Here is a 26308-nt window from a genome sequence, read left to right as displayed (position 1 = left end):
GTATCTTTGTGAGATCTAACACAATCACACTTTCTAGGATACACTCGCCTTTCACTTGATATGGAGTACTATTTGTGACGAAAAAGTCTGATTCAATAAAAGACTATGTATTTTTATTTCTTAAAGGTGCTGGTATGGGCGCCGCGGATGTTGTGCCTGGCGTTTCAGGCGGTACTATTGCTTTTATAACAGGGATTTATACCCGCTTTTTAGCTGCAATTAAAAGTGTCAATTTAGAGGCTTTACGCTTGCTGAGAAAGTCGGGTTGTAAAGCAAGTTGGCAGTATATCGACGGCACTTTTTTATTAACGGTATTTGCTGGGCTTATAACCAGTGCAGTTTCTTTAGCTAAAGTTATTACATACTTACTGGCTAACCATCAATTACTTGTTTGGTCGTTCTTTTTTGGCTTGATTCTGGCCTCATTTATCTATATTGCGAAACAAATAGAGCAATGGCGATTACATACCATGATCAGTTGTTTAATAGGCGTTGTTATCGCGTATTTGATCACGTCATTGGCACCCGCTGAGGCTGAGCCTCATACTTGGTTATATTTTGTATCGGGCGCTATCGCCGTTTGTGCGATGATCCTTCCAGGGATCTCTGGAAGCTTTATTTTATTATTATTGGGTATGTATAGTCATGTTTTAACAGCAATAACTGACAAAGAGCTGTCGTTAATTGCATTGTTTTTACTGGGCTGTGTCGTTGGGTTGATGCTGTTTTCTCGTTTTCTTTCATGGTTGCTAAATCAATATCAACAAATAACATTTGCACTGTTGGCAGGCTTTTTATTGGGGTCATTGAACTTACTATGGCCATGGAAGTTGGTGGTTTCAACTTATGTCAGTTCAAGTGGTGTAGAGAAACCCTTAATGCAAAAAAATATTTTGCCTGCGGAATATGCAAATTTAGTCGGTCATGATCCACAAACTCTGCTTTGTATTGGACTCGCTTTATTTGGTTTACTACTTATATTAGGTATTGAAAAGCTGAGCGCTAAATAGTGTGAGCGGGCTGTTCAGTAAGCCCGCTATTTTTAATACTCATTCCCATTTTATTCTCAAAAACAGCCAACTTTAGACTTGTGTACAATTGGCTAGTTTAAAATTTATGCTATCTTCTTGTTTCCAAAATTTAACATATTTTCAATATTAATATAATGGGTACATAGATGGGGATTTGGGGATTAAAACTGAGTATTATGCTTGCAGTAAGCTTGGGGCTTTGTAGCTCAGCTTGGGCAGTCGATGGAAGAATTGATTTAACGACTTCGAACATTGGGATCGTGTGTATTGTCATTTTTGTGGCGGCATATACGTTAGTCATGCTAGAAGAAAAATTACATTTACGTAAATCAAAGCCGGTGTTGGTTGCAGCTGGCCTAATTTGGATCTTAATAGGTGCATTTTATGTAGAGCAAGGAAGTCCATACATTACAGAAGAAGCGTTTCGTCATAACTTACTTGAATTTGCTGAATTGATGCTCTTTTTGTTAGTTGCGATGACCTACATTAATGCGTTAGAAGAGCGCAGAGTTTTTGATGCTTTACGTGCATGGATGATCCGCAAAGGCTTTAGTTATAAAAATCTATTTTGGATATCTGGTTTTTTAGCATTTTTTATCTCTCCCATTGCCGATAACTTAACAACAGCCTTATTGATGTGCGCTGTCGTGATGAAAGTTGCACAAGGTGATAAACATTTTATTAATTTAAGCTGTATTAATATTGTTATTGCGGCTAATGCTGGCGGAGCATTTAGCCCATTTGGCGACATCACGACACTGATGGTGTGGCAAGCGGGTTTGGTGCAGTTTAATGAGTTTTTAGTTTTGTTTTTCCCATCATTGGTCAATTACATTGTACCTGCGGCAATCATGAGCTTTTACGTTGAAGATAAGCAACCGAGTGCAGTGTACGAAGAGATTGAATTGAAACGCGGAGCATTGCGCATTTTAACGTTATTTTTATTAACGGTTGCAACCGCAGTTGCGTGTCATACGTTTATACATCTTCCCCCGGTGTTAGGCATGATGATGGGACTTGGGTATTTACAATTTTTCGGCTATTTTTTGCGCGTAACATTGCCTGGCTCTTTGGCGCGGAAAAAGGCAATTGCTGAACAAGTTGGTGACAAAGAACGCTTGGTTAGATTAGGCAGTGTTGTTCCATTTGATGTATTCAGTAAAGTATCTCGGGCTGAATGGGATACCTTGTTATTTTTTTATGGCATTGTCATGTGCGTTGGTGGCTTAGGCTTTTTAGGTTATTTGGGTCTGATGTCCGAAGTATTGTATGGCGGTTGGTCAGCAACTGCAGCCAATATATTTCTTGGGGTGATCTCAGCGGTAATAGATAATATCCCCGTGATGTTTGCTGTTTTATCTATGCAGCCAGATATGTCCCATGGGCAGTGGTTGTTAATTACACTGACAGCTGGAGTTGGTGGGAGTTTACTTTCTATCGGTTCAGCGGCGGGCGTTGCATTGATGGGGCAGGCAAGAGGGTATTACACCTTTTTTGGTCACTTGAAATGGGCGCCTGTTATTGCACTTGGTTACGCCGCTAGCATTGCCATGCATTTATGGTTAAACGCAGAGCTTTTTTAGTCTCATAGACAAGGGGGCAATAGGCCCCTTGTGATCTTGCTTGCTCGATATTTTTCTGTCACAGGTTTTTCCTATCTACTTAACCTCAGATTTGGATAAGGGCTTTGGAATAGAAAATGTTTTGAAAACAAACTTAGCTACAATCCAATGATGATATTTTGCTCAATATCAAGGCGCTTTTATGCAGTAATAGCGGGCTATTACAAATGAAAGCAACGCCGAGAGTGAGAAAAATAGCTTTATTGGGCAAATTCGCTTATCCAGAGCTGAGGTTACTTACCAAGTTCATTGGATCTGTAGCTTTGTCACTTTAAAAAATATGATGCATAAGTATCATTTGAAATGAAACAGTCATTTAGACGGTTAATACTTAAAATAAGTTTGAAAATAACGCATTTGAACTGATCTTTTTATCTGAACATTTGCGTACTTTAGTCGTTAGCTAAACTGAATGAGTCGGAGAGTATGGGGATTGCGAATTTACAATATCAGGAAGACAGCGCATATGAACAACCGATAAGTAATGCGCCTAAAGTTTTACTGACAGATAATATAGAGGTTACACCACAGCACTTTTTTAAATATCATCACACCCTTGATAGTGTACGTGAGTTGCTAGCCGACATAGAGTTTGAAACCAGTTACCGGTTGGTGGCGAGTGAGCATAACGGGTTGCTGCGCATGCAGGTCGCGATGCTCAGTAGTGACAATTATCAATCAGGAAACAAAAAGCTGCTGTTTGGTCGGAGCTGGCCAATAGAGGTAAATTTACCTACGTCAGAATTACTACAAACAGCATTACTTGCATTATACGTTGCTCGTGAACATGAGATCCGTGAGCGCTTCACGCTTAGCGTAGATGGGGCGGTTACTACGCCATTGAATAACCATCAAGATTTTCCGCTGATTGTCAAAGTTCCGCATCTACTCTCTCGTAACGCAAATCCTTTAACGAAAGCTAGCGTTGAGCGGATATTGGAAAAAGTACGCTTTTTAGATCAAGCATTCATTCTAGAAAACTATATCGAAGTTGACGATGAGAAAGTATTGATAAGCCTAGCGTTATCAAGCCGTGATGATGAGCTGCCTGAGTTCAAGAGCACATCTGTGCATCTTGTTTGCTCGGTGCAAGATGAAAATGCTTTTTACTATGACCTTATGGAAGGGCTTTTAAAAATATCCAAGCAATATATTGCAGAGAACTTTAAATTCAGAGGGATCGCACGCTTTAGTAAAAGCCACTGTGTGGTAAGTCTTGCACAGATAAATCGCAATGTGCGAGATCCCAGTAAGTTGGCAATGTGTGAGCTATCGAGTAAGCAGGCAGCACAATTGAACTATGAAGTAGATGCCACTCGAATGCCTAATGGGTGCGAACAGTTAATGGTGAATTTTATTGAAGAGAACGGCGAGATAGATATTGCTAACAGGCATTTATACCCGTTTTGAAAATGGCCCTCGCAGTGAATGCGAGGGAAACCACAACGTTATAAAAGTAACTTAAGATTGAGCCATCTTTTGTAACGCTTCTTTCTGAGCTGTTGGTAGGTTATCTACCACAATGTCATACGAGGTGTTTATCATGCGAATTATTTCGATTTCAGGAACGGAGCCATCAAGTATAATGGTATTCCAAAGTCGTTTATTCATATGATAACCCGGTACAATCGATGGGTATTGCTCCCGAAGCACTAATGCTTCATCCGGATCGCACTTTAGGTTTAACCACCAAATTGGCTCTCCGCTCTCATTGACTTGCCCTTCTTTCCCTTCCGAAAGTGTTGCAAACATCTTGTGCTGTACTTTGTAGACATCGACATCTTGCGCAAACGGCTGGGTAATAAAAGTTGCAGGCTTATCCTGCAAATATTTATGTACGCTCTTTTGATCCATAGCTCGTGTCCTTGAAGTAACTAATAAATTAAAAACTACATGGCTTAATTTTAGCAGCTATTGTGATAATACTGTAATTCAGTATCGGTAAAAACTATCAGATAGTTTAGACCAATATGTACTAAAGCAAATAAATGTCTTCTATCTAGAGTATTGAATTTAAGATATTTCAATGAGCGTAACCGCTCGAACTCACCTGTACCGATATAAGGTTCTGTTTGCTTGTGTTCTTTATTACAAAACTTAATCATATTGCTGTAAAGCAGGTAATACCTACTCTACAGGTAAACTTCACTACTAAAACTTAAAAAGTATGACCTTTCAAACCATAACTATTGCTTCAATTAAACCTGTAAAATTTTACATGTTGACAATTACTTTAATGTTTTCATGGTGTTAACATGAAATTTAAGCAGTTGGAATAAAACACCCTGTTTAATTGAGCTGCTATTAAATTAAATAATGCCATATTTTGCAACAATTAAAGTTTTTTTGTACAAAAAAAAGACCTGGGGTACACTCGTCGCTCGCAGTAAACAGGGGGTAATATGTGGTTTATAGTGTTGTCATTGATAGGAGCTTGCACCATGTTTTTTGAAACGACACGCTCAGGTATGCCTATCAGACGCTGGGTGTTCCGTGGTGGCGTTTTTGGACCTGTAGCTATCTTGCTTATGAGAGTTCACTACAGAAGGGCTATGTGGCGTTTAACGGCCGGTTCTCTATGTTGTTGGTTGGCGTGATTTTAGCGCAAATTAATTAACGACTTTCAAACTAGGCTGTTCGTTTCGCTCACGTTGCTTCTGGCTTTTAAGGAATTCACTAAACTCATCGGGAGATAAAGGCTTAGAGTAATAATATCCTTGAACGGTTTCACAGTTTAAATCTTCGAGAATGACCAGTTGCTCAGCCTGTTCAACGCCTTCAGCAACGACATGTAAATCAAGGTTGTGCGCAATGGTGACAATCGAGTCGACCATATTACGGCCTCTTTCAGTATTCATGTCGTCAACAAAGGCTTTATCTACTTTTAACGTATTAAGTGGAAACTGCTTTAAATATGCTAAAGACGAATACCCGGTGCCGAAGTCATCAATGGCGAGGTGGATCCCTCTGGCACTGAGGGAACGCATGATCGAAATCGCTTCTTTTGGATCATCCATCACCGTGCCTTCGGTTATCTCTAGTTCAAGGAAATAAGACGGAAGTTGATTTTTCTGCAAGATCACATCAATTCGAGTGGTAAGGTCTGGGAGGCTAAACTGCTTTGCCGATAAATTTACCGCGACACGACCATTAAATAAGTCTTGGTCTATCCAGTTTTTTACGTCTTTACAAGCCTTATCTAGAACGACCTCTCCAATTTCGATGATTTGCCCTGTTTCTTCCGCAATGGGAATAAACACACCTGGGCTGATGATCCCTTTTTTGGGGGTGATAAAGCGTACGAGGGCTTCCATACCAACGAGCTTACCGGTTTTTATATCCATTTTGGGTTGATAGTACACAACAAAGTGGTCTTCTTTAAGCCCATAGCGCATCAGGTTTTCAATTTGTAGGCGCTTCACGGCTTGCTCGTTCATTGAGTCATTAAAGAACAAGTAATGATTGCCTTTTTGCTTTGCATGGTACATCGCAGTATCTGCATTTTTTAATAATATTTCTGGCGTAGCGCCATCTTCAGGGAAAAGCACAATACCTACGGATGAAGTGATGACTAACTCATGGTTTGCCATTTTGAATGGGGTGGCTATCGCAGCAAGAAATTGCTTCGCGGTACGCGTGATGGTGTGAATATCATTAGTACCAGACATAACTAACGCAAACTCATCACCGCCTAATCGATAAAACGTGTCTTGTTGACGCGCAAGCTTATTGAGGCGCATTGCGAGCTTAGCAAGTAAGCTATCGCCGAGCTGGTGGCCCAATGAGTCATTAATTTTCTTAAAATTATCCAAGTCAAATACGAGTAGTGCGTGGTGGGTTTTTTGTTGTGCCAGCTTTTTTAGATTAGTAAAAAATAGATTTCGATTTGGCAAGCCAGTTGTACGGTCTCGATTTGAGAGGTTATGTAACTGAGACTCTGCTTTCTTACGCTCTGTTAAATCTGAAAAGACCACAACATAGTTAGTTATTTGACCTTGGTTATTCTTAATTTCATCGATGGTAATTTCTATAGGGAGCAGAATATCTTTGTGATTACGTAATTTAAGCTCCTCTTGCCAATGTTCAGTGTCTTTTAAGCACGCTTTTATCTCGCTCATATAGCGATTGTCATAACCTGATAGCGTAAATGGTCGACCAATATATTGAACTCGTATACCCCCAAATAGCTTTAAATAGCTTGGGTTTAAATCGACCAAGTTAAAATGTCGGTCATAAATGGCAATCGCGTCTGTTAAAGACTCCACACACTTTGCAAATAAGTTGAGACGTTCTTCTGTACTTTTTAAATGACTAATATCTCTGACTGTGCCGGTCATCCTCAAAGGGTTAAGGTTATTGTCTTTCTCTATTATTTTGCCCCTGTCTAACACCCAGTGGTATTGATCTAAGCTATCTTTTATTCTGTAACTGGCTTCAAAAAATGCCGTTTTTTCAGCAATGTGTTGCTTGAGGAGTCGATCAACTAAGGTGATATCCTGTGGGTGAATACGATTTGCATTAGGGATAAATTCTCCTGCGGCACTTTTATGCATCATATATTTGTCATTGATGCGGATTATCTCACCCGTTGCGATGTTCCAATCCCATAAGGTATCACCACTGCCTTCTACAGTGCTTTTTAATCGGTGTTCTGACAATGACAGTGTTTGATGTGCGCGTTTGAGCTTTTTATTGTAAAGGTATTGACCAAGCGTAATAAAAAAAAACACAACAAAAACCCCAGCCATTAAGGGACTGAAGGTGTTGTGGAGTTCATCGAAGTTTAATGCAAAAGCCGGCTGACTATACACGGCATTTAACAGCATCATGACTACGGATATTTTTTTTATTTGTTTTATCATAGATGCATTAACTATTATCACACTGCTAATCTAATAGAAGCGGGCGGTAGAGTCAAAAATATCGTATCAATCGCAGGGCTCAGCTATGTTTATTGTTAATTACAGCGCAATGTAACATGCGGATATTCGTTTGCAAAAATACGCTGAATAAATGCTATAAAGTCTTGTTTTTCTAAATTATCTAGCTCGGCAATGAGCCGTTTTTGCATACTAAACTCAAAATCATCATTGGTAATGGCAATCCAAAATCGTTGTGCTCTCAAGCGCAGGTTTTTGTCTTTTTCTGCGACTTGTAGCCGCAATGCTTGTTTCGCTTCTAACCACTGGCTATCAGTTAGCTGTGTAATGTTTTTGCTAAAGGAGAGAATAAACGCATGGTGATGTTTACGTAAAGTCTCAGGCTTATTGTCTGGGGACTGGATATAAAACGCAACACCCGCACGGGTATTAAAAGGCGCATAGCCACAGCCAACAAGGTAACCTAACTGCAATTCAGTACGGAGCTTGTCGAAGTAATCTTGACTGATCATTTGATTAAGCATCATTAACGAGACTTTTTCAACCACGCTGCCATTGAGTGCTTGGAAGTACTCAACAATGGCGTGATCTGCATCAGGCTGAGTTATTTCTATGTGTTGTGATGTACTTAATACATTTAAAGGCCGTTTCAAATCCTCTAAAATTTCACTGGCGCTAAATAGTACTCTGATTTCTTTTTGCATCGTTAAGGCATGGTGTTTCTGCCAATTACCGTGTAAGAACGCTTTGATGTAAATTGAGTTGAAAAACACCTCTCTAAAGCGTCTAAACTCATTAAAGCACGTTGTTTTCAACGCTGATGCGAGTGCAACTGGGTCCGGATTCCAAGGCATAAGGTGCGCACCAAGCAAGCCAAATAGTTCGCTGACAGGTTTATTGTGGCTGTGGTTTTGCCAATGCCGGATCAGTTGCTTTTTATATTCGGCGAAACGGGTCGCACTAATCGGTTGTTTTAAAATCGCAGTCAGTAATTCCATAGCAAGTACCGACTGATTACCTGATAGGCCTGCCGTGTGCAATGTTAGTCCGCCTTGATGAGAGCTTATATGGTAATTTAACCCTGCGAGCTCCGCTGGGTAAAATTGCTCGGCCATACCGTCCATCAATAGGTCGGCAAAAAGGCGAGTCAACGCCATACTTTTAGTACTTTCAACTGCAACCGGGGAGTCAATCTCTATATAAAAATGGCCTTTAGTGACACGAAAGGTCGCATCTTGTTTAAACCAAAAAGAAAAACCAGGCTTATCTTTTAATAGCTCAGGCTTATTTGTGGCTGGCTCAATATCAAATAACGTATTTTCTACCTGTAGGTAAGGGTTGATGGTTGGCAATCTCATTTCAGGTAGTGCAGAGTCAATCTGTGCTAATGCATTTAACCAATCTCGGGGTAACTCTTCGACATTATATGGGGTGTTATACCACTTTGCCGTATGCTCAGGGGTGACTTCTGGGTGGATCAACACCAGGCGCATATTATGAGGGGTTAAGAAGTTACACAGCTGCTCAAATATCGTCGGATTAAACTCTGTCATTATGTAGTCGCCGTATAAATAATATTGAGGCTCATAATGGTGCATGTTTACGCTAACGCTACTTGCCCAATCAAGTAACCGGCTAGGCTCTTGGTTATCAAATGCGATATCAAGCAAGGTTTTTTTGTCTTTGTACAATATGGCCAGGTTGTGCAATTGAGACTTCACAAGTGCAATATACTCAAATGCCATTTCTACTACATCTTCATAGTAATTGATACCTTCGTCGGTGAGTGCAAAGCTAATATTGAAGTCTTTGAAGTTACTGCCACTCACGCCCCCACCTGCTGAAAGTGCGTTTATCCAACCCTGTGCTTTCAATATAGAGTAAAGCGAGCCTTCGCCTTCGTACCCGAGTAAATGTGCTAGAAAACTCAGACTTTTATGTTTATACAACCCCTTAATACAGGGCATTGCGAAACTGATGATCAGTTTTTGCATATGCTTTCTTGGTGTTATTTGTAATAACAGCCCAAGATCTTGCTTTCGATATAGGGGAGCTGTCAGTGGAGGCTTGGGCGCAGAGCTACCTTTAATGTGAGAAAAAAGGCGTTCAGCCCATATCTCGAGTTCATCTAGTGATTGGGGACCGACTATAACGAGGGTCATCCATTGTGCGAGATAATTATGGTTAAAAAAGGCTCGAACTTCTTCAGCAATACAGTCATCTTTGTTAGCTAATGTATCTTGATTGCCAACTGAGAATTTGGTGAATGGGTGTTGTGGGTTTGTGGTTTCTTTATGAACTTGATAAATACGCCGGCCATCGTCTTTAATTTTCATTTTAAACTCGGCATCGATGGCATTGCGCTCATTTTCTGTTTGTGAAGCATCTAATAGAGGGGAAATAAAAAAGTCACTAAATAATTCCAATGCTTTAAACAAATGTTGCTGGTGGCAATCAAAGAAATAGCAGCTATGCTCCGTGCCAGTCCATGCGTTGCTCTGACCACCAGCTTGATTAATAAATTGTGAGAAATACCCTGGCTCAGGCATACTCTCAGTACCTAAAAAGAGCATGTGTTCTAGAAAGTGGGCCATACCTTGACGATCTTTTGGATCGTCAAAGTGACCTGTATTGACAGTTAATGATGCGGCCGCTTTATCACTGCTTATATCATGGGCTAACAGTACTTTTAGACCATTGTTTAATGTTAGGCTTTTATAGGTGCGATTATCATTGCTGCTTATTTTCAAGTGTGTGCCGCCAGAGTAATAGTAAGTAAAGTCCAGATTTAGGAACTTTGAACTCGAATTCATTTCAAGTTTATCTAAGGTTTGTTTTAATATAGCGAACAAACGAGGTATTTAGCTACTACGTCGTTAGACAAATTTTAATGTGTATACCCAGGAGTGTCATGAAAACAATATTGATAATGCGACATGGGGAAGCTGTACCAATGCAGGCAAAGGATGAAATGCGTGCCCTAACCCAAAAAGGACAAGCACAAGCTAATGAAATGGGATGGTGGCTAAAAAGCCATTATGCCCCAGATGCGGTATTAGTGAGTCCATACTTGCGTGCTCAGCAAACCGCAGAGCAAGTGTTAGCGTTAAACCCAGTTGAGTTTAACGAAACCTGTAAGGATATCATCCCAAGTGGTGATGCCGCATTTGCCGTAGACTACTTAGAAACCTTGATCAGTTTACACCCACAATATAAGACGTGGCTGGTGGTTGCACATATGCCAATCGTCAGTTATTTGGTTGATCAATTGAGCCCAGGAAAAATGCCAATTTTTAATACGGCTGCTGTTGCGGTGATAGAGTATGATGAAGTGACTCATCGGGGCTGTTTTTTAAAAATGCAGGCACCTTCAAAGTAAAAACCAAAAAAGGCGGACAGGTGTCCGCTCTTATTTAAAGTCTCTAATGGTAGAATGAAAGTTGGGTCATATTTATTGTTCTCAAAAAAGAGAATTTTTATATACTCGCATGGCCTCCTTAAAACTGCGCAACATGTTAACTATTCCTATTTAGCCCGAAAAACGGGATTGTTGATCACACCCACCTGAATATTGTAAGGACATATGTCCGCATTAAGGGTCTTTTTGTTGCTAAATGTTGCTAACGTCTGTATCTGTGTTGCGATAATTGCAAAAAAACTTCTATTATATTGATGTAAATTACAGCAAATTTGTAAATAGCTGTTATAATTATGTCCGTCGCATTCAGCCTCATAGACCCGCTTTGCACTCTCGGATTTGAGGTCCGCGTTTAATATAAACTCGCGAAAAATTGAATGCACCACGCCACCGTGATACGGCGCCCATACAAACCGTTGAACAATAAGAGTGCATATTTAAAGGTTAAAACCCAACATGAAAGCAATGAAAAGATCTACGTTAGCTACCCTGATTAATGCAACGTTGTTCTCTGCTGTAGCAGGTACTTCATTTTCTTCTATCGCAGCTGAAAACGACACAAGTGCGAAAAGTAATCAATTAGAAGTTATTCAAATCACTGCGCGTAAGCGTGTTGAAAATGCACAAGAAGTGCCTGTATCTGTTTCTGCCTTACAAGGCGATAACTTAGATGCTTACAGCTCTGCGGGTATGGATATTCGTTTTATGAATGCAAAGATCCCGAGTTTATCGGTTGAATCTTCATTCGGTCGTACATTCCCACGTTTTTATGTTCGTGGTTTAGGTAATACAGATTTCGATCTAAATGCCTCACAGCCTGTATCTTTGGTTGTTGATGATGTTGTACAAGAAAACCCAATTTTAAAAGGTTTTCCTGTTTTTGATATCGAACGAGTTGAAGTATTAAGAGGGCCTCAAGGCACGCTTTTTGGTCGTAATACACCTGCAGGCCTTGTTAAGTTTGATTCTGTAAAGCCGAGCCAAGAGTTCGATGCATATGGTGCATTGTCATACGGCAGTAAAGGGTCTACAGATTTTGAAGGTGCATTTGGCACTGGTTTGACAGATCGTATTTCAACACGCGTTTCTGTGTTGTGGCAAGATAAAGAAGATTACATTGATGTTAAAGCGCCAGGGTTTGAAAAAGAAAACTCATTAGGTGGTTACAGCGAAAAAGCAGCGCGTGTACAGTTTTTATATGAAGGCGACGACTTCACTGGTTTATTAAACTATCACGTACGTGATTTAGACGGTCGTCCAATCGCATTTCGCGCTAACTTAATTGAAGCGGGTACAAACAACATTAACCCACTTTATGATAATGATGTGGTTTATCATGATGCGGCTTCTCGTGCAACACAGCAGGTTGACACACAAGGTCTTAGTTTAAAGCTTGAATGGGACTTAAAAGAGCATACAGTAACGTCTATTACCGCATGGGAAAGTGCTGAGATTTATTCTAGAGCTGATGTGGATGGTGGTTACGGTAATGCATTTGCACCATCAATGGGACCAGGTGTTATTCCATTTTCATCAGAAACTGCCGATGTTATCCCTGATCATGACCAGCTAACTCAAGAGCTTCGTTTATCAAGTAATTTCTCTGGTGATGTGAATTACCAGGTTGGTGTTTTCTTATTTGATGAAGACCTAACGATTGAAAGCTATAGCTTTGATACGGGTGCTTACGATGCTGCTAATAGTAACTTTGGTTTACAAAACGGTTATGCAGTGCAAGATCAAAGTACTTCAGCTTGGGCCGTATTTGGTTCTTTAGATTACACATTAACAGATGATCTGAAAATTACAGCTGGTCTTCGTTATTCAGATGATGACAAAGAGTTTTACGCTAAGCGTACTAAAACGCCAGTGCCATTTACTGGTGCATCAGATTTTAAAGAAGGCAGTGCTAACCCAAGTGATAGCCATGTAAGCTGGGACTTAAGTGCGGCATATAAGTACAGTGATGACATTAACTTGTTTGCACGTATTGCCAATGGTTTTAGAGCGCCAAGTGTTCAGGGCCGTATTTTATTTGGTGACGAAGTGACTGTGGCTGAGTCTGAAACGATTAATTCGATCGAGGCTGGTATAAAGTCAGATGTATTAGATGGCCAAGGCCGTGTTAATGCCACTGTATTTTACTTCCAAATGAATGATCAGCAGTTAACGGCTGTTGGTGGTGGGGCTAACTTTAACCGCTTAATCAATGCCGATAAAACTACAGGCTATGGCTTCGAGCTTGATACTGAATGGGTGCTAACGGATGAACTCAATGCGACATTTAACTTGAGCTACAATAATACTGAGTTAAGTGACAATGATTTAGCTGTAGCGGTTTGTAGTCAATGTACAGTGACAGATCCGACTTATATGGTGCAAGGTCCTAATGGTCCTGAGCCTCGTGCAATTCTAGATGGTAATAGTTTACCACATGCACCTGAGTGGATTACGAATGCAACGTTACGTTATTCAAAAGAGTTAGAAGGTGGTGAGTTCTTTGTATATGGTGATGTTTCGTATCGTAGTGAAATTAACTTTTTCTTATATGAATCGGTAGAGTTTAAAGGCGATGCTTTGTTTGAAACCGGTGTTCGTGCAGGATATGCATGGGCCGAAGGTGATAATGAGTATGAAGCGTCGGTATTCGTGCGTAACTTATTCGATGAGCAAACAGTGATTGGTGGCGTTGATTTCAACAACAACACCGGTATGTTAAATGAAGAGCGCTTTGTTGGTGCTGAGTTTAAGGTACGCTTTTTCTAAACCCGTCGTTTAGCAAAGTATTTAATGTAAAACTCGCACACAGTGCGGGTTTTTTTGTATCTGTAATGAAAAAAAGCTTAAGAGCTGATAAAGTCACAAACATTGCAATAGAGAGAGAATATGTATGGCTGGTTTTTGGAATTATCGGGTGATTTTTTGTGATACAACAAAAGATGAACCTGCGTTATATCAAATCCATGAGGTTGAATATAACTTAAATGGTAAAGTTAGTAATTGGTCAGAAACAGGCGCGGCGCCTTTTGGTCGTTCTATGGATGAACTGCAGGCGGATTCTGAGCGATTGAAGTCAGCGTTTGATAAGCCTGTGCTTAAAGTTGCGCGCAAAGAACGCGGATATGAACTTGTGGAAGTTGAAACCGGCTTGCCCGCCAGTGCAGAGCCACCAGCAGGTTTGAGCCAATAAAATATTACCCCAAATGATGCAAGGAGCATGAATGGATATTAAAGCACTACTATTTGATTTTGATGGAACTTTGGTTAATTCTGAAGCGTTACATTACAGAAGTTGGCTGAAAGTTCTTGCACCATTTGGAGTAAGTTATAGCGAGAGCGCATTTTGTGATGAATTTTCTGGTGTACCGACATTACATTCGGCTGCGGTATTAAAAGAGCGCCATAGTCTTACGCAAAGTGCGGCTTCTCTTGCTGACAGTAAAAATCGTTATTTTGTTGATACCGCGGCGACGTCTATCCCTTCTTTAATGCCTTTTGCCCAAGAGGTATTACTTTTGGCCAGTAGAGAGTTTCAGTTAGCATTGGTTACTGGCAGTACGCGTGCAGAGGCTATACCTGTGTTGCGTCATTACGACTTGTTACAGTATTTTGCTGTGGTGGTGTGTAAAGATGATATTACTCAGCCTAAACCTCACCCTGAGCCATATACGCATGCGTTGTCGTTGATTGAAAAATCACCACAGCAGGCGGTGGCTATTGAAGATACGTATACCGGATTATGCTCGGCTTGTGCTGCAGGCGTGCAAACAATTTTGGTACCCAATGCACATTCAAAAGACCAAGACGCCACAGGTGCAAGTGTTATAGCTCAAGACTTAAAGGCTGCGTGGCAGCATATTACACAATTAATTTCAAATTAAGCTACACTTCAGTCTCAACTTTATTCTCATTAAGTGCAAGGAGCCTAACATGAGTATTAGATGGATCTTATGGGCCACATTATTATTTTCATTCGCTAATTTTGCGATAGCAGAGCCATTGTCTTATTCGGTTCAACTGGCGAAACGTTATCAGGCAGAACTCCCCGTTAGTTTTTACCATGTGAGCGAAAAATATGACGGCGTCCGAGCCATTTGGGATGGTAAACAGCTTAAAACCCGCACGGGGAATGTGATCCATGCACCGGCATGGTTTACTGATAAATTACCAAACCAGTGGTTAGATGGCGAGTTATGGGCAGGCTACAATAACTTTGCTTATGTTAGCTCGTTAGCGAGGCGCAGAGTGCCTAATAACAAGAACTGGCAACAAGTAAGTTATATGGTCTTTGATGCACCAGACAGTACTCAGCCTTTTAGCCAAAGGTATCAGCTATATCATCAGACTTTATCAAAAGTTGCGTTACCCCATGTGAAACCCGTTGTTCAGCATCGTTTTGAAAACCACCGACAACTAGAGCGCTTTTTTAATACTGTTGTTAAAAAAGGCGGGGAAGGTGTGATGCTGCATTTAAGCAGTGCAAAGCATGTAGGGGGGAGAACAAAGAATTTACTTAAATATAAGCCCTATCAGGATGCTGAAGCGAAAGTGATTGCACATTTACCAGGTAAAGGACGTTATAGTGGTAAAACGGGTGCTTTGCTCGTGAAAAACGAGTCTGGTATTGAATTTAAAATTGGCTCAGGGTTGAGTGATAAGGAGCGTGATACACCGCCCGAAATCGGCTCTATAGTGTCGTTTCGTCATCAAGGTTTTACTAAGTATGGCAAACCTCGTTTTGCGGTTTTTTTAGGGCCGAAAACGACATTTTAATCACTCGCTAAGTGTGTTACTCTGCGCGACCTTTTTTTGTGTTGTGAGGTCGTATGATAGTTGGTTTTGATTATGGAAGTTCTAATTGTGCAATGGGCGTCATGGACGAACAGGGCGTAAAATTAATTAACTTAGAAGCAGAATGCACTTACTTACCTTCTACACTATACGCACAACACAATGCGCTGGTTGTTGATTATGTTGCTAAGCAACTTCAAAACCGCAATGCCACAGAAGCTGCTCGGTACTGTGAGTCGCGGGCTAACACTTTAAACTCACTGCCAGCGATCCGTCGTGATTTAGGTTTAAGTCAGTCTGAGTCAGGGTTAGCCATCGGTTCAGCAGCTATCTCTGAATATATTGATTTTCCTGAAGAAGGTTATTTTGTTAAGTCTCCTAAATCTTTCTTTGGGGCTGTTGGTTTAAAAGCCCAACAGATCGCTTTTTTTGAAGACATTGCCACAGCAATGATAATGCAAATTAAGCAGCGTGCTGAACACCAACTAGGGCAAGCGTTAACGCATACCGTCATTGGTCGCCCGGTTAACTTCCAAGCCATAGGTGGCGAACAAAGTAACCAACAAGCGACGGATATTTTGACCGTCGCAGCAAAGCGCGCTGGTTTTCAGGAAGTAGACTTCTTATTTGAGCCGCTTGCCGCTGGTATTGATTATGAAACATCTCTGAGTGAAGACAAAAAAGTGTTGGTTGTGGACATTGGTGGAGGCACCAGTGATTGCTCATTTGTACAAATGGGGCCGAGCTACCGAGGCAAAAGTGTTAGAGAGCAAGACTTTTTATCGCATAGCGGTAAGCGTATTGGCGGTAACGATTTAGATATCGCATTGTCGTATCATAAATTAATGCCATTATGTGGATTGGGTAGCCAGTTAAAATCAGGGTTGCCTATGCCAAATCAGCCTTTTTGGCAAGCGTGTAAAATTAACGATCTACATTTACAAACCGACTTTTATAGCAGCTCAAACAGCAGAGCACTAGAGTCTATGCTTAGGGATGTTGGTGAACCGCACAAGCTAGCTCGTTTGATCACGGTGCAGCAGCAAAAGCTAGGCCACCAAATTGTTCGACAGGGTGAATTGGGTAAAATTTCACTTTCGCAAGAAGCGCAAATTGCAGCAAATTTAAGCTTTATTGAACAGGGCTTGAATCAAACAGTGTCTGTAAATGAATTAGCTGAGTCTATTGATGACAGCCTAATACAAATTTGCGCTTTAGCAAAACAAGCTATTAGTGATGCCAATACCCAACCAGATGTAATTTATTTAACAGGGGGCAGCGCACAGTCACCATTATTAAAGGCGAAGTTGCAGCAAGCTTTGGGTGATATACCGATGCTAAATGGCGATAACTTTGGCAGTGTCACTGCAGGTTTAACTAAGTGGGCTGAACAAATCTTTCGTTGATCATGTCGGGCGTTTTTTGTTGCCATCTTAATTGGGCTTTAACTCCAGTTAAAGCCCTGCTCTGTATGGATGCTTTATTACAGCAGAAGATTAATTGCTAAGGCAATGAAAATAAGCCCAGAGACTCTATCTATCCATAGTGGAGCTTGAGGGTGTTTACGGAAGTAATTGGCAATTTTGTCTCCAGCATAAATATAAGCACAATCAATGGGAAAGGCCATAATAGGGTACAGCAGGCCTAATATAGCCAGTTGTAAAGTGGTTGATGAAAGGCTCGGGTCAACGAACTGAGGGATAAATGCGATAAAAAATAACGCAACCTTCGGGTTGAGTACCTCAGTCATCATGGCTTGAAAAAAAACGTTGCTGGTTTTTTTGGTGCTGACGTGCGGTTTATCCTTCACAGGCTCTTGGTGCTGTAGGCTTGATTTTATGGTCATGATCCCTAAATAGCCTAGGTATGCAGCCCCTAAATATTGCACCGTTGAATAAGCAATGGGCGATGCTTTTAATAATGCTGATAGGCCTACAACAGCAAAAACGGTATGTATTACTCCCCCCATCGCAAACCCCAGCGCACTTTGCATGCCCGCTGTGCGCCCATTGGTAAATGTTTGCGCCATTAAAAATGCATTGGATGGCCCAGGTGCGACAGCAATAATTGTACTTGCAATGATAAATGACAGTAAAGAGTCTGGATTGAGCATGGATATTCTAATTATTATTTTTAATTGAACAGTATAATAATTTACATTAATAAATACAGTAACTATTGCAATCAGAATAAGTGAATATGCAACAAAAGCGGGCTAGGTGCCCGCTCACAATTAGGTTGGGTTGGGACATGATCTGAGCTGAGCGAATGCAAATCAAATTGCGATTGTAAATTTGCGCATATCCATATCTGTCACACACTATTAAACAGCAGGACTATGACAGTTGTATGACTGATAGGCACAATAATTAACCTCAGCTCTGGATAAGCGAATTTGCCCAATAAAGCTGTTTTTCGCACTCTCGGCGTTGCTTTCATTTGTAATAGCCCGCTATTACTGCATAAAAGCGCCTTGATATCGAGCGAAATATCATCATTGGATTGTAGTTAAGTTTGTTTTCAAAACATTTTCTATTCCAAAACCTTTATCCAAACCTGAGGTTAATTAACAGTCACTACTGTGTACAAGGTGTTTTGATTTACTCAGTAATACGATTAAAAAAGGAACCGAAAATAACAAATGCATAGCGAGCTGAATTGGCGCGCTCAGTGCTAACTGTTGGGTACAGAGCGCTAAAAAGCCAGCGCCACTCATTTGCATAACGCCTATCAGTGCAGAGGCAGTGCCAGCTTGTTTAGGAAAGCCAGATAGCGCTTTTCCGGCAGCAGATCCTAATGTAAATGCAAACCCGATTGAGGCAATATACATCGGGAGCATAATTGCGCCAGGGTGGCGAATGTCAGCGCATACAAGCATGAGTAGTGCACCTAAGGCAAACAGTGATAGCCCTAGTGTGAGTGCTTTTTGAGAATTCTTTTTGATAAATAGGGGCGCCACAAAGCAAGCAGCAATACTAAGGACTGCATTTATAGTAAACCACAACGTAAATGTACTGACAGAGCCATGTAATTCGTTCATGATCCAACCTGGAGTCGTGGTAACAAAGACTAACATCGCAGCCATTGCGACCATAGTAAGTGCCGCGTTAAACATAAATTCAGTGTTTTTGAGCATAGGTAAAAAGCGTCTTAAATCTAAAATGTGCCCTTGATATACTGTGTCTTTTGGCTTTGTTTCACGAAATAGCAGCTGTGTGAGCAGCAGCCCAAAGATTGCAAAACCGGTTAAAAAAGTAAAATTACTACGCCAGCCAAACTCAACGGTTAGCCAAGCGCCTAAAAGAGGCGCGAGTGCGGGTATAAAACAAACGATACCATTTAAATAAGTGATCATTTGCCCACTCCCTTTGTGACCAAAGCTATCTCTGACAATCGCAAATGCAGCGACGAATGTGGCACAAGCACCAAACCCTTGTAATGCCCGTGCGAGCATGACTACTTCCCAATTCGGTGATAAAACGGCGACGGCTGCGCCTAACATGAACAGTAATATTCCTGCCATCGCGACTGGCTTGCGGCCAAATCGATCCGCGAGTGGCCCTGCAATAAGCTGCCCTAAACCAACCGTGAGCATATATACACTGATAGTTTGTTGAATATGCCCTTCAGAAACATTTAAACCTTGCTGCATAGCAACAAATGCGGGCAAATAGATATCAATCCCTAATGGACAAAAAATAACGAGTAAGGCGAGTATAAATATAAGAGATTTACTGCGTGGCTGAGTCATGATCACTTCTTTTGGGAGTCCGTTACCGCGCTATTTTAATCATCATAGTAAAAAAGAACAGGACATAACGCCGATCTCATGAAATATTTTATTCTATTGAACGTGGCGGTTGTTTTATCATCTGGTCTGATGTGTTAGTTTGGAAGTATGAATTTGCGAAGGAATATAGAATGACTGCTCCACTTCTTAAAATATATAAAAAAATGAAATGGTTACCATTTGGCCAATGGCTGTTTAGCAAAGCTGTATGTAGAAAAGCGCCATACTTTGCTTCAATTAAGCCCGCCATAACACATCTAGAGCCGGGTCTATGTCGAGCCACGGTTCCCAAGCGTAAGGCGGTGTTTAATCACATCGGAACTATTCATGCCATTGCACAATGTAATTTAGCTGAGCTTTGTGCAGGTGTGATGGTCGATGCGACAGTGCCCCATAAGACGCATCGCTGGATCCCCAAAGGCATGACGGTACAGTACTTAAAAAAAGCGGAAACAGACATCCGTGCTGAAGCAAAAATTATTCTACCTAGGGAGTGGCAAGATAAAGAAGATTTAATTGTGCCTGTAGAAGTGTTCGATCTGCATGGTACAAAAGTGTTCCATGCAGACATTAATATGTATATTACACAGCGTTAATTATTGTGCGCTAGAGTGCTCAGAAATTGGGGTAATATTGGTCACCTCAGTCTTATGGGCCAGTTTACCCTCAATGAGTGCACCTGCCTCAATACTTAATGTGTCGTGCAGTACGTCTCCATGTACTTTGGCTGTTTCTTCTAACATGACTTGGTCTGCATCAATACAGCCATCGACAGTGCCTTTTATAAGTACTTGATGTGCTTTGATGTTCCCTACGATCACCCCATGCTGGCCAACAATAAGTACGTTGACCATCAGATCTCCTGTCACTTTACCATCGATCTGTAACTCTCCTTCACAGGTAATATTACCTTCTACATGCGTGTTTGGAGAGATCAAGGCTGGGATCCCTGATGTGGTTTCAAGCGGCTTTTTTTTACTTTTACTGAACACGATTAATCACCTTGGCGAGCTTTACTGGATTGATCTGCTTATTATTTTGCAGTACTTCGTAGTGTAGATGAGTACTGGTACTGCGTCCAGTACTGCCCATAAGTGCGATGGTGTCAGATTTTTTTACCGCTTGGCCTTTAGTTACTTTAATTGTGTTGAGGTGACCAAAGCGGGTGGTGATGCCGTTTTTGTGTTGTATTTCTATGAATTTACCATAGCCGCCATTCGTGCCAGCGCGTAATACGGTACCAGCTGCCGGCGCGACAATGGCTGTTTTATGCCAGCCTGCAAGGTCAACCCCTTTATGAAAAGCACGCCTCCCTGTCATTGGGTCTTTACGAAACCCAAATGGACTGGAGATATAATAATCGTCTTTTGCTACCGGCATCTCAGAGGGTAAATGCGTTATGAGCTGCTCTAACTCACTGAGTTCGACTAATTTATCAATGGTGTTGATATAATGTGTGGGTAATTGCTCAAGCACTAAGGAGTGATAAGGTCCACCTTGTGCCAAAGTGTCATTGCTACGAAATACCACGCCTGCTTCATCTAATAGCTGGTTGATAGACAGCGTCCGAGTCTCAATAGTATGGTCAAGCGCAGCAATAAGTTGTTCTTGAAGTTGATGCACTTGTTGGCTTTTTACTTGAAATGATGCTTGAGGTGCATTGTGTTCTTGCTCAGCTTGTACGGTGTTATCGTCTCGTGAGGGCGGCAATGCCTCAATTAAGCTTTGTAACGCAAGCTGTTTGTCTGTCAACTCACTGAGCTTATCTTGTTGTTGCTGTAGTTGTTGTTGTAGTTGTGTCTTTTCTTGAAGCCATTGATGTTGTTGTGCTTCGTTAGCAACATTGAGAGTCGTGATGACGTTCTTTTGAGCGAAAAATGCGTTACTTACAATAATTAGCCATATAATTAATGCCACTAAGCTTATAACAGCCATTAACTGTAACCAGCTAGAAAGCGTGATCATACCCACTTCACCATTTTGGCGAAGTAGCAACTGACGCTTTTGAAATAACCGATTAAATAGGGTGTTTATAGAGTTCAGCATACACATATAAAATTAAAATTAACGTCTCACTTTAACAATTTTTATACAAAAAGCCAGTGTAAAAGTCTAAAAAAAGGCGTACTTATGCACGCCTTTGATTTTTATAAACTTTTAATTTGGATTATTTTGCAGGCAAAATAGTCCCTTCTACAGAACCAAACCCGATACGGTTGAAGCCTTCAGCTTCACACCAACCACGCATGATCACGGTGTCACCATCTTCTAGGAACTTACGCTCTTCACCATTAGTTAAGGTAATACTTTCTTTACCACCACGAGAAAGCTCAAGCAATGAACCCGCTTCTTCGTGATCTGGGCCAGACTGTGTGCCTGAACCTAGCATATCACCCGGTAAGAAGTTACAACCATTTACAGTATGGTGAGTGACCATTTGTGCAACGGTCCAGTAGCTATGCTTGAAGCTTGACTCTGACACTTTGCTAGGCGCATGGTTATCGGCACGCATTTTTTGTGTTTCAATAGCTACATCCATTTGAATGTCGAATGACCCTGATTCACGGTTTTGTGCTGACTCTAAATACTCAAGCGGTTGAGGATCGTTTTCATCACGTGTCCATTGTGTACGATACGGCGCTAGAGCTTCGGTTGTTACAATCCAAGGTGAAACGGTTGATGCAAAGTTTTTAGCTAAGAATGGACCTAGAGGTTGATATTCCCAAGCCTGTAAGTCACGCGCTGACCAGTCATTAAATAAACAGAAACCAAACACATGGTTTTCTGCGTTTTCAATTGCAATGTGCTCACCTAGCTCGTTGCCCTTACCTAGGTAAATACCTAATTCTAATTCGTAATCTAAACGCTTACATGGACCAAAAGATGGCGCATCAGCGTCAGGCGCTTTAGTTTGTCCTTTTGGACGAGGGAACGCTTGACCAGATACATCAATCGATGATGAACGGCCGTGATAACCAATTGGTACCCACTTGTAGTTAGGTAAAAGTGGATTATCAGGGCGGAATAAGCTACCTACAGCAGTCGCATGATAAATTGAGGTATAAAAGTCAGTATAATCGCCAATATGACATGGCATTGAATATTCAACGTCAGATTGTGGAACCAACGCACCTTCAAGTGTATTTTGGTGCTCAGAACCTTCACGCAGCGCACGTGAAAGCGCAAGGCGAAGTGCAGACCAGTATGATTGGCCCATGCCCATAAATTCATTTAATGCAGCGGCGTTAGCTGCTGTAACAGCACTGTGTGCTTCACCAGAGAAAATACCCGCTTCAGCAACAACGGCTAAGTCTAAAACTTGGTCGCCAATGGCAACGCCACCGCGAAACTCTTCGCTGCTATTAGCACGGCGAAAAATGGCAAAAGGTAAGTTTTGAATAGGGAAATCGGTACCTGATTGGTTTGCGCTTGCAACCCAGCTAGTTAAGCTATTATCGTGTGTTTCGTTAATAAAAGACATCATCTTTCCTGTTTAACTAAAGTTAGGGCTATTTTGCCTTAACTTAAATAGAAAAGCAGCTTACTTAGAAATAAGTAAGCTGCTTGTACATAGTTGCTTTAAGCGAGCGTTAAAGTACGCCGCGACGCTCTTGGTCACGTTCAATTGATTCGAATAACGCTTGGAAGTTACCTTCACCAAAACCACCGTCATCAACACGTTGGATCATTTCGATGAAAATTGGTCCAAATAGGTTCTTAGAGAAAATCTGTAGCAAATAACAGTTTTCACTTTGACTATCGACTAAGATCTGGTGTTCACGGATTTTGTCTTTGTCTTCTTTTACCCAAGGAACACGGTCAAAAATGGTGTCGTAGTATTCAGGGATGATATCTAGTGTTGCAATGGTTGATTGATCAAGTTGATCAAGTGAACCAACTAAGTCATCAGTTAAGAATGCAAGGTGCTGTACACCAGGACCATTGTATTCATTTAGATATTCATCGATTTGGTTGTTGTCGTTGCCTTTACCTTCATTGATTGGAATCGAGAAAGTACCACAAGGTGACTTAAGCGCGTATGAGATAAGCGCGGTTTTTTGACCTTTGATATCAAAGTAACGCACCTCAGTGAAACCAAATACGTCTTTATAAAAGTTAGCCCATGTTTCCATCGTGCCTTTATAAACATTGTTAGTCAGGTGATCGATACGAATAAACCCTTTATCTTTAACAATGCGTTGCTCTTCTAAATCAACAAAATCATTGTTGTAGATAGAGCCTTTGTCACCAAATACGTCGATGAAGTAAATCAGGCTGTCACCAATACCGTAAATTGCTGGGTAAGGTAAGTTTTTGTGTGTTGAATCAGTGGCTGGTTTTGCACCACGTTCAACAGCAACTTCAAATGCTTTTTGTGCGTCTTTTACTCTCCAACCCATAGAGCATATTGCTGGGCCGTGGCTTTTTGCAAACTCAGCAGAGAACCCTTCACGCTCATTATTCAGTAAGAAGTGAATGTCGTTTTGATTATAGTAAGTGATATCTTGGTCTTTGAATGTCTTTAGTTTTGAAAAACCAAAGTCAGTAAAGACTTTATCCATATAATCAGCATCAGGTGTTGCGTATTCAGTAAACTCAATACCAACCAAATTTAGTGGGTTATTTTCTTCACTCATTGTCTTGCTCCAGCAATTAAGCACGTTAGATTGCTTGTTAGATTTATTCTCGTTGAGTGGATAATTAATCAAAATGAGGCAAAGGGGAAGGTTTGGAGATGATTTCGCTATGATGCTCTTTGTAAATTTACTTGCACAAAGCCTCTTTAAAGCGATAGTGATTCTGACACACCGAATGAATGAAATTAAAAGTCGTGTAATTTTTTACGTGTTGGGTTACTAAATAGTTTGTATTCTGGCTTATTTTTCACTTTAGCCATTGTTAATTATAGAATTTTTAATTTCTTAGTATTATATGATTCAAAAAGTAGATTATCGATAAAGTGTGAGAGATAGGACGCTTGTTATATTTGAGTGTAAAGAATTAAATACACTTTGATGGGGGAGAGGTTCGTATTGACAAAAAACCACGCCAATAGGGCGTGGTTTTTTTGATATATAAAGTATCGAATTACTGCTTAGTAGCAGAGATTTCTAGCTCTTCAGCTAATATATGTTCTTGTGTATGTGGTTCGTGGTTGCCTTCAGCACCGTGCATCCATTCAACGAGACGGTCACTCAGCATATACATTGCAGCAGCTGAAATTAGCGCGGTAGCACCTAAACCAATAAAGATGCTCATGGCATTATTCATTGCTTCTTGGCCTTCACCTAGGAAAGAGCCAACGAACCCAGCAATTTTGTTTGCAATCGCTGTACATAAGAACCAAATCCCCATAAGTAGAGACGCTAAACGTAGCGGTGCCAACTTACTTACCATAGACAGCCCAATTGGTGATAAACATAGTTCACCCAGGGTGTGGAATAAATAAAACAGGACTAACCACATCATGCTGATCTGTAGTGACCCTTCTCCAGACCCTTCAGTGATCAATGCTAGCATCATGGTTAGGAAACCGAGTGCTAGAAAAACCAAAGCCATAGCAAATTTAACAGGAGAGTTTGGCTCACGCTTATCTAGCTTGAGCCAAATCATCGCCACAAGAGGCGCAAAGATAATAATAAATAAAGAGTTCAAAGACTGAAACCAAGAGGCTGGAATTTCAAAGCCCATTAGCATACGGTCAGTATAGTCATTGGCGAATAAGTTCATCAAACCACCCGCTTGCTCAAAGCCCATCCAGAAAATGATACTGAATACACTCATGGTGAAGATAACTTTAATTCTGTCTTTTTCAATGCGTGTTAGAGGCTCTTTGGTGCCGGTGGCTGATTGTGCCTGAGAAAGCTTAGCGGCAGGTACAACTCCAATATCGCCTAAGTATTTTTTACTTAATAGCATTTGCATGATCACGGAGATAACCATACCAACACCCGCTGCAATAAAGCCTGCTTGCCAGTTAACCACAGCAGCAACGTAACCTGCCACTAATGGACCTAGCGCACCACCAATGTTGATACCCATATAGAAGATAGTAAATGCACCGTCACGGCGTTTATCACCTTCATTATATAAATCACCAACCATAGTTGAGATGTTTGGTTTGAACAAACCGTTACCTAAACACAGCAGTGCAAGGCCCAGATAAAACACATTCTCTTGCATACCGGCTACTGCGCTGTGTGGTATACCCATAATGAAGTGACCAAGCGCCATTAAGATACCACCAATAATAATAGCTTTACGCTGACCTAATACATTATCTGCTAACCAGCCACCAAATAGTGGGGTTAAGTATACGGCCATGGTAAAAGTACCATAGAGGCTAAGCGCATCGGCGTTTGACCAACCAAATCCGCCATCTTGGGTCATTGCAACAAGATATAAAACCAATATGGCACGCATACCATAGTAGCCAAAACGTTCCCACATCTCTGTGCCGAATAGCAAGAATAAGCCTTTAGGGTGCCCTAAAAACTCACCTGCTTTAGGTAATGAACTCATAAATACTTCCTAATTAAATCAAATGTGTTGTGTGGCCTTATAATTATCATGACGCAAATTTACGTACTTGAACGGGTGTGGCCTAGTTTTTTATGTATTTCCGCTAGTTATGACGAACATAACGACTAACTATGCAAAAAAGGTGCGTTAGTATACCGAGCAGCTTGCATTTGGGGAAGGCTTTAGAGGCTTTGTACCTTTAAATAGGCAATAAAAAAGCCAGTCAATTGACTGGCTTTAAGATAAGTGAAGAC

General features: G+C 41.0%; 20 protein-coding genes. 10 read left to right on the top strand and 10 right to left on the bottom strand.

Annotated features, from left to right (window positions below; translation table 11 throughout):
* Positions 1-74: 74 nt before the first annotated feature.
* The 3 genes from BGP78_RS14870 to BGP78_RS14860 all read left to right on the top strand — a co-directional run bounded on the left by BGP78_RS14870 (position 75) and on the right by BGP78_RS14860 (position 4063).
* Complete coding sequence (locus BGP78_RS14870; RefSeq protein ID WP_259386325.1) at positions 75-1010, top strand: DUF368 domain-containing protein; 936 nt, start codon at positions 75-77, stop codon at positions 1008-1010.
* Positions 1011-1177: 167 nt separating this feature from the next.
* Positions 1178-2614, top strand: a complete 1437-nt coding sequence (gene nhaD / locus BGP78_RS14865) for a sodium:proton antiporter NhaD (protein WP_404936050.1) — start codon at positions 1178-1180, stop codon at positions 2612-2614.
* Positions 2615-3079: 465 nt separating this feature from the next.
* A complete protein-coding gene (locus tag BGP78_RS14860) occupies positions 3080-4063 on the top strand; it encodes a hypothetical protein (protein ID WP_119862106.1) in 984 nt (327 codons plus the stop codon).
* A gap of 51 nt (positions 4064-4114) precedes the next feature.
* Here BGP78_RS14860 and BGP78_RS14855 read toward each other — a convergent pair whose 3' ends face one another.
* The 3 genes from BGP78_RS14855 to BGP78_RS14845 form a co-directional block, all read right to left on the bottom strand.
* Positions 4115-4507, bottom strand: a complete 393-nt coding sequence (locus BGP78_RS14855; RefSeq protein ID WP_119862105.1) for an MmcQ/YjbR family DNA-binding protein — start codon at positions 4505-4507, stop codon at positions 4115-4117.
* Between the two features lie 755 nt (positions 4508-5262).
* Positions 5263-7401: a putative bifunctional diguanylate cyclase/phosphodiesterase gene (locus tag BGP78_RS14850; RefSeq protein ID WP_404936051.1), complete on the bottom strand. Its 2139-nt coding sequence runs from the start codon at positions 7399-7401 to the stop codon at positions 5263-5265.
* Between the two features lie 209 nt (positions 7402-7610).
* Positions 7611-10283, bottom strand: coding sequence for an insulinase family protein (locus BGP78_RS14845; RefSeq protein ID WP_259386333.1), 2673 nt, complete (start codon positions 10281-10283; stop codon positions 7611-7613).
* Between the two features lie 161 nt (positions 10284-10444).
* Here BGP78_RS14845 and sixA point away from each other — a divergent pair, with 161 nt between their 5' ends.
* The 6 genes from sixA to yegD all read left to right on the top strand — a co-directional run bounded on the left by sixA (position 10445) and on the right by yegD (position 17148).
* On the top strand, positions 10445-10912 hold the full coding sequence (gene sixA / locus BGP78_RS14840; RefSeq protein WP_119862102.1) for a phosphohistidine phosphatase SixA: 468 nt from the start codon (positions 10445-10447) through the stop codon (positions 10910-10912).
* Positions 10913-11407: 495 nt separating this feature from the next.
* Positions 11408-13717, top strand: a complete 2310-nt coding sequence (locus BGP78_RS14835) for a TonB-dependent receptor (protein WP_119862101.1) — start codon at positions 11408-11410, stop codon at positions 13715-13717.
* Between the two features lie 124 nt (positions 13718-13841).
* Complete coding sequence (locus BGP78_RS14830; RefSeq protein WP_119862100.1) at positions 13842-14141, top strand: hypothetical protein; 300 nt, start codon at positions 13842-13844, stop codon at positions 14139-14141.
* Positions 14142-14172: 31 nt separating this feature from the next.
* Positions 14173-14832, top strand: coding sequence for an HAD family phosphatase (locus BGP78_RS14825; protein WP_119862099.1), 660 nt, complete (start codon positions 14173-14175; stop codon positions 14830-14832).
* A 49-nt stretch (positions 14833-14881) separates the two neighbouring features.
* Positions 14882-15724 (top strand): DNA ligase, encoded by an 843-nt coding sequence (locus BGP78_RS14820; protein ID WP_119862098.1) that lies wholly within the window; start codon positions 14882-14884, stop codon positions 15722-15724.
* Between the two features lie 53 nt (positions 15725-15777).
* Positions 15778-17148, top strand: coding sequence for a molecular chaperone (yegD, locus tag BGP78_RS14815; protein WP_119862097.1), 1371 nt, complete (start codon positions 15778-15780; stop codon positions 17146-17148).
* A gap of 77 nt (positions 17149-17225) precedes the next feature.
* Here yegD and BGP78_RS14810 read toward each other — a convergent pair whose 3' ends face one another.
* Together BGP78_RS14810 and BGP78_RS14805 are read right to left on the bottom strand one after the other, a co-directional pair.
* Positions 17226-17855: a LysE family translocator gene (locus BGP78_RS14810; RefSeq protein ID WP_119862096.1), complete on the bottom strand. Its 630-nt coding sequence runs from the start codon at positions 17853-17855 to the stop codon at positions 17226-17228.
* Between the two features lie 453 nt (positions 17856-18308).
* Positions 18309-19493 carry a multidrug effflux MFS transporter gene (locus BGP78_RS14805; protein WP_119862095.1) on the bottom strand — a complete coding sequence of 395 codons (1185 nt, stop codon included), beginning with the start codon at positions 19491-19493 and terminating at the stop codon, positions 18309-18311.
* A 170-nt stretch (positions 19494-19663) separates the two neighbouring features.
* Here BGP78_RS14805 and BGP78_RS14800 point away from each other — a divergent pair, with 170 nt between their 5' ends.
* On the top strand, positions 19664-20128 hold the full coding sequence (locus BGP78_RS14800; protein WP_119862094.1) for a hotdog fold domain-containing protein: 465 nt from the start codon (positions 19664-19666) through the stop codon (positions 20126-20128).
* Here the strand turns inward: BGP78_RS14800 and BGP78_RS14795 are convergent, their stop codons facing one another.
* From BGP78_RS14795 to BGP78_RS14775, 5 genes are all read right to left on the bottom strand, one after another.
* Positions 20129-20524, bottom strand: coding sequence for a polymer-forming cytoskeletal protein (locus BGP78_RS14795; RefSeq protein WP_119862093.1), 396 nt, complete (start codon positions 20522-20524; stop codon positions 20129-20131).
* Complete coding sequence (locus BGP78_RS14790; protein WP_119862092.1) at positions 20514-21578, bottom strand: M23 family metallopeptidase; 1065 nt, start codon at positions 21576-21578, stop codon at positions 20514-20516. The genes BGP78_RS14795 and BGP78_RS14790 overlap by 11 nt, the downstream gene beginning before the upstream one ends.
* Before the next feature lie 121 nt (positions 21579-21699).
* Positions 21700-23013: a fumarylacetoacetase gene (gene fahA / locus BGP78_RS14785; protein ID WP_119862091.1), complete on the bottom strand. Its 1314-nt coding sequence runs from the start codon at positions 23011-23013 to the stop codon at positions 21700-21702.
* 109 nt (positions 23014-23122) lie between these two features.
* Complete coding sequence (hppD, locus tag BGP78_RS14780) at positions 23123-24169, bottom strand: 4-hydroxyphenylpyruvate dioxygenase (RefSeq protein ID WP_119862090.1); 1047 nt, start codon at positions 24167-24169, stop codon at positions 23123-23125.
* A gap of 451 nt (positions 24170-24620) precedes the next feature.
* On the bottom strand, positions 24621-26054 hold the full coding sequence (locus BGP78_RS14775; protein ID WP_119862089.1) for a peptide MFS transporter: 1434 nt from the start codon (positions 26052-26054) through the stop codon (positions 24621-24623).
* Between the last annotated feature and the right edge of the window lie 254 nt (positions 26055-26308).

Source organism: Pseudoalteromonas sp. MSK9-3 (assembly GCF_003590335.1).
Classification (GTDB): Bacteria; Pseudomonadota; Gammaproteobacteria; order Enterobacterales; family Alteromonadaceae; genus Pseudoalteromonas.
Note: the sequence above shows the minus strand (reverse complement) of the source record. Positions and strands in the feature narration are given on the sequence as shown.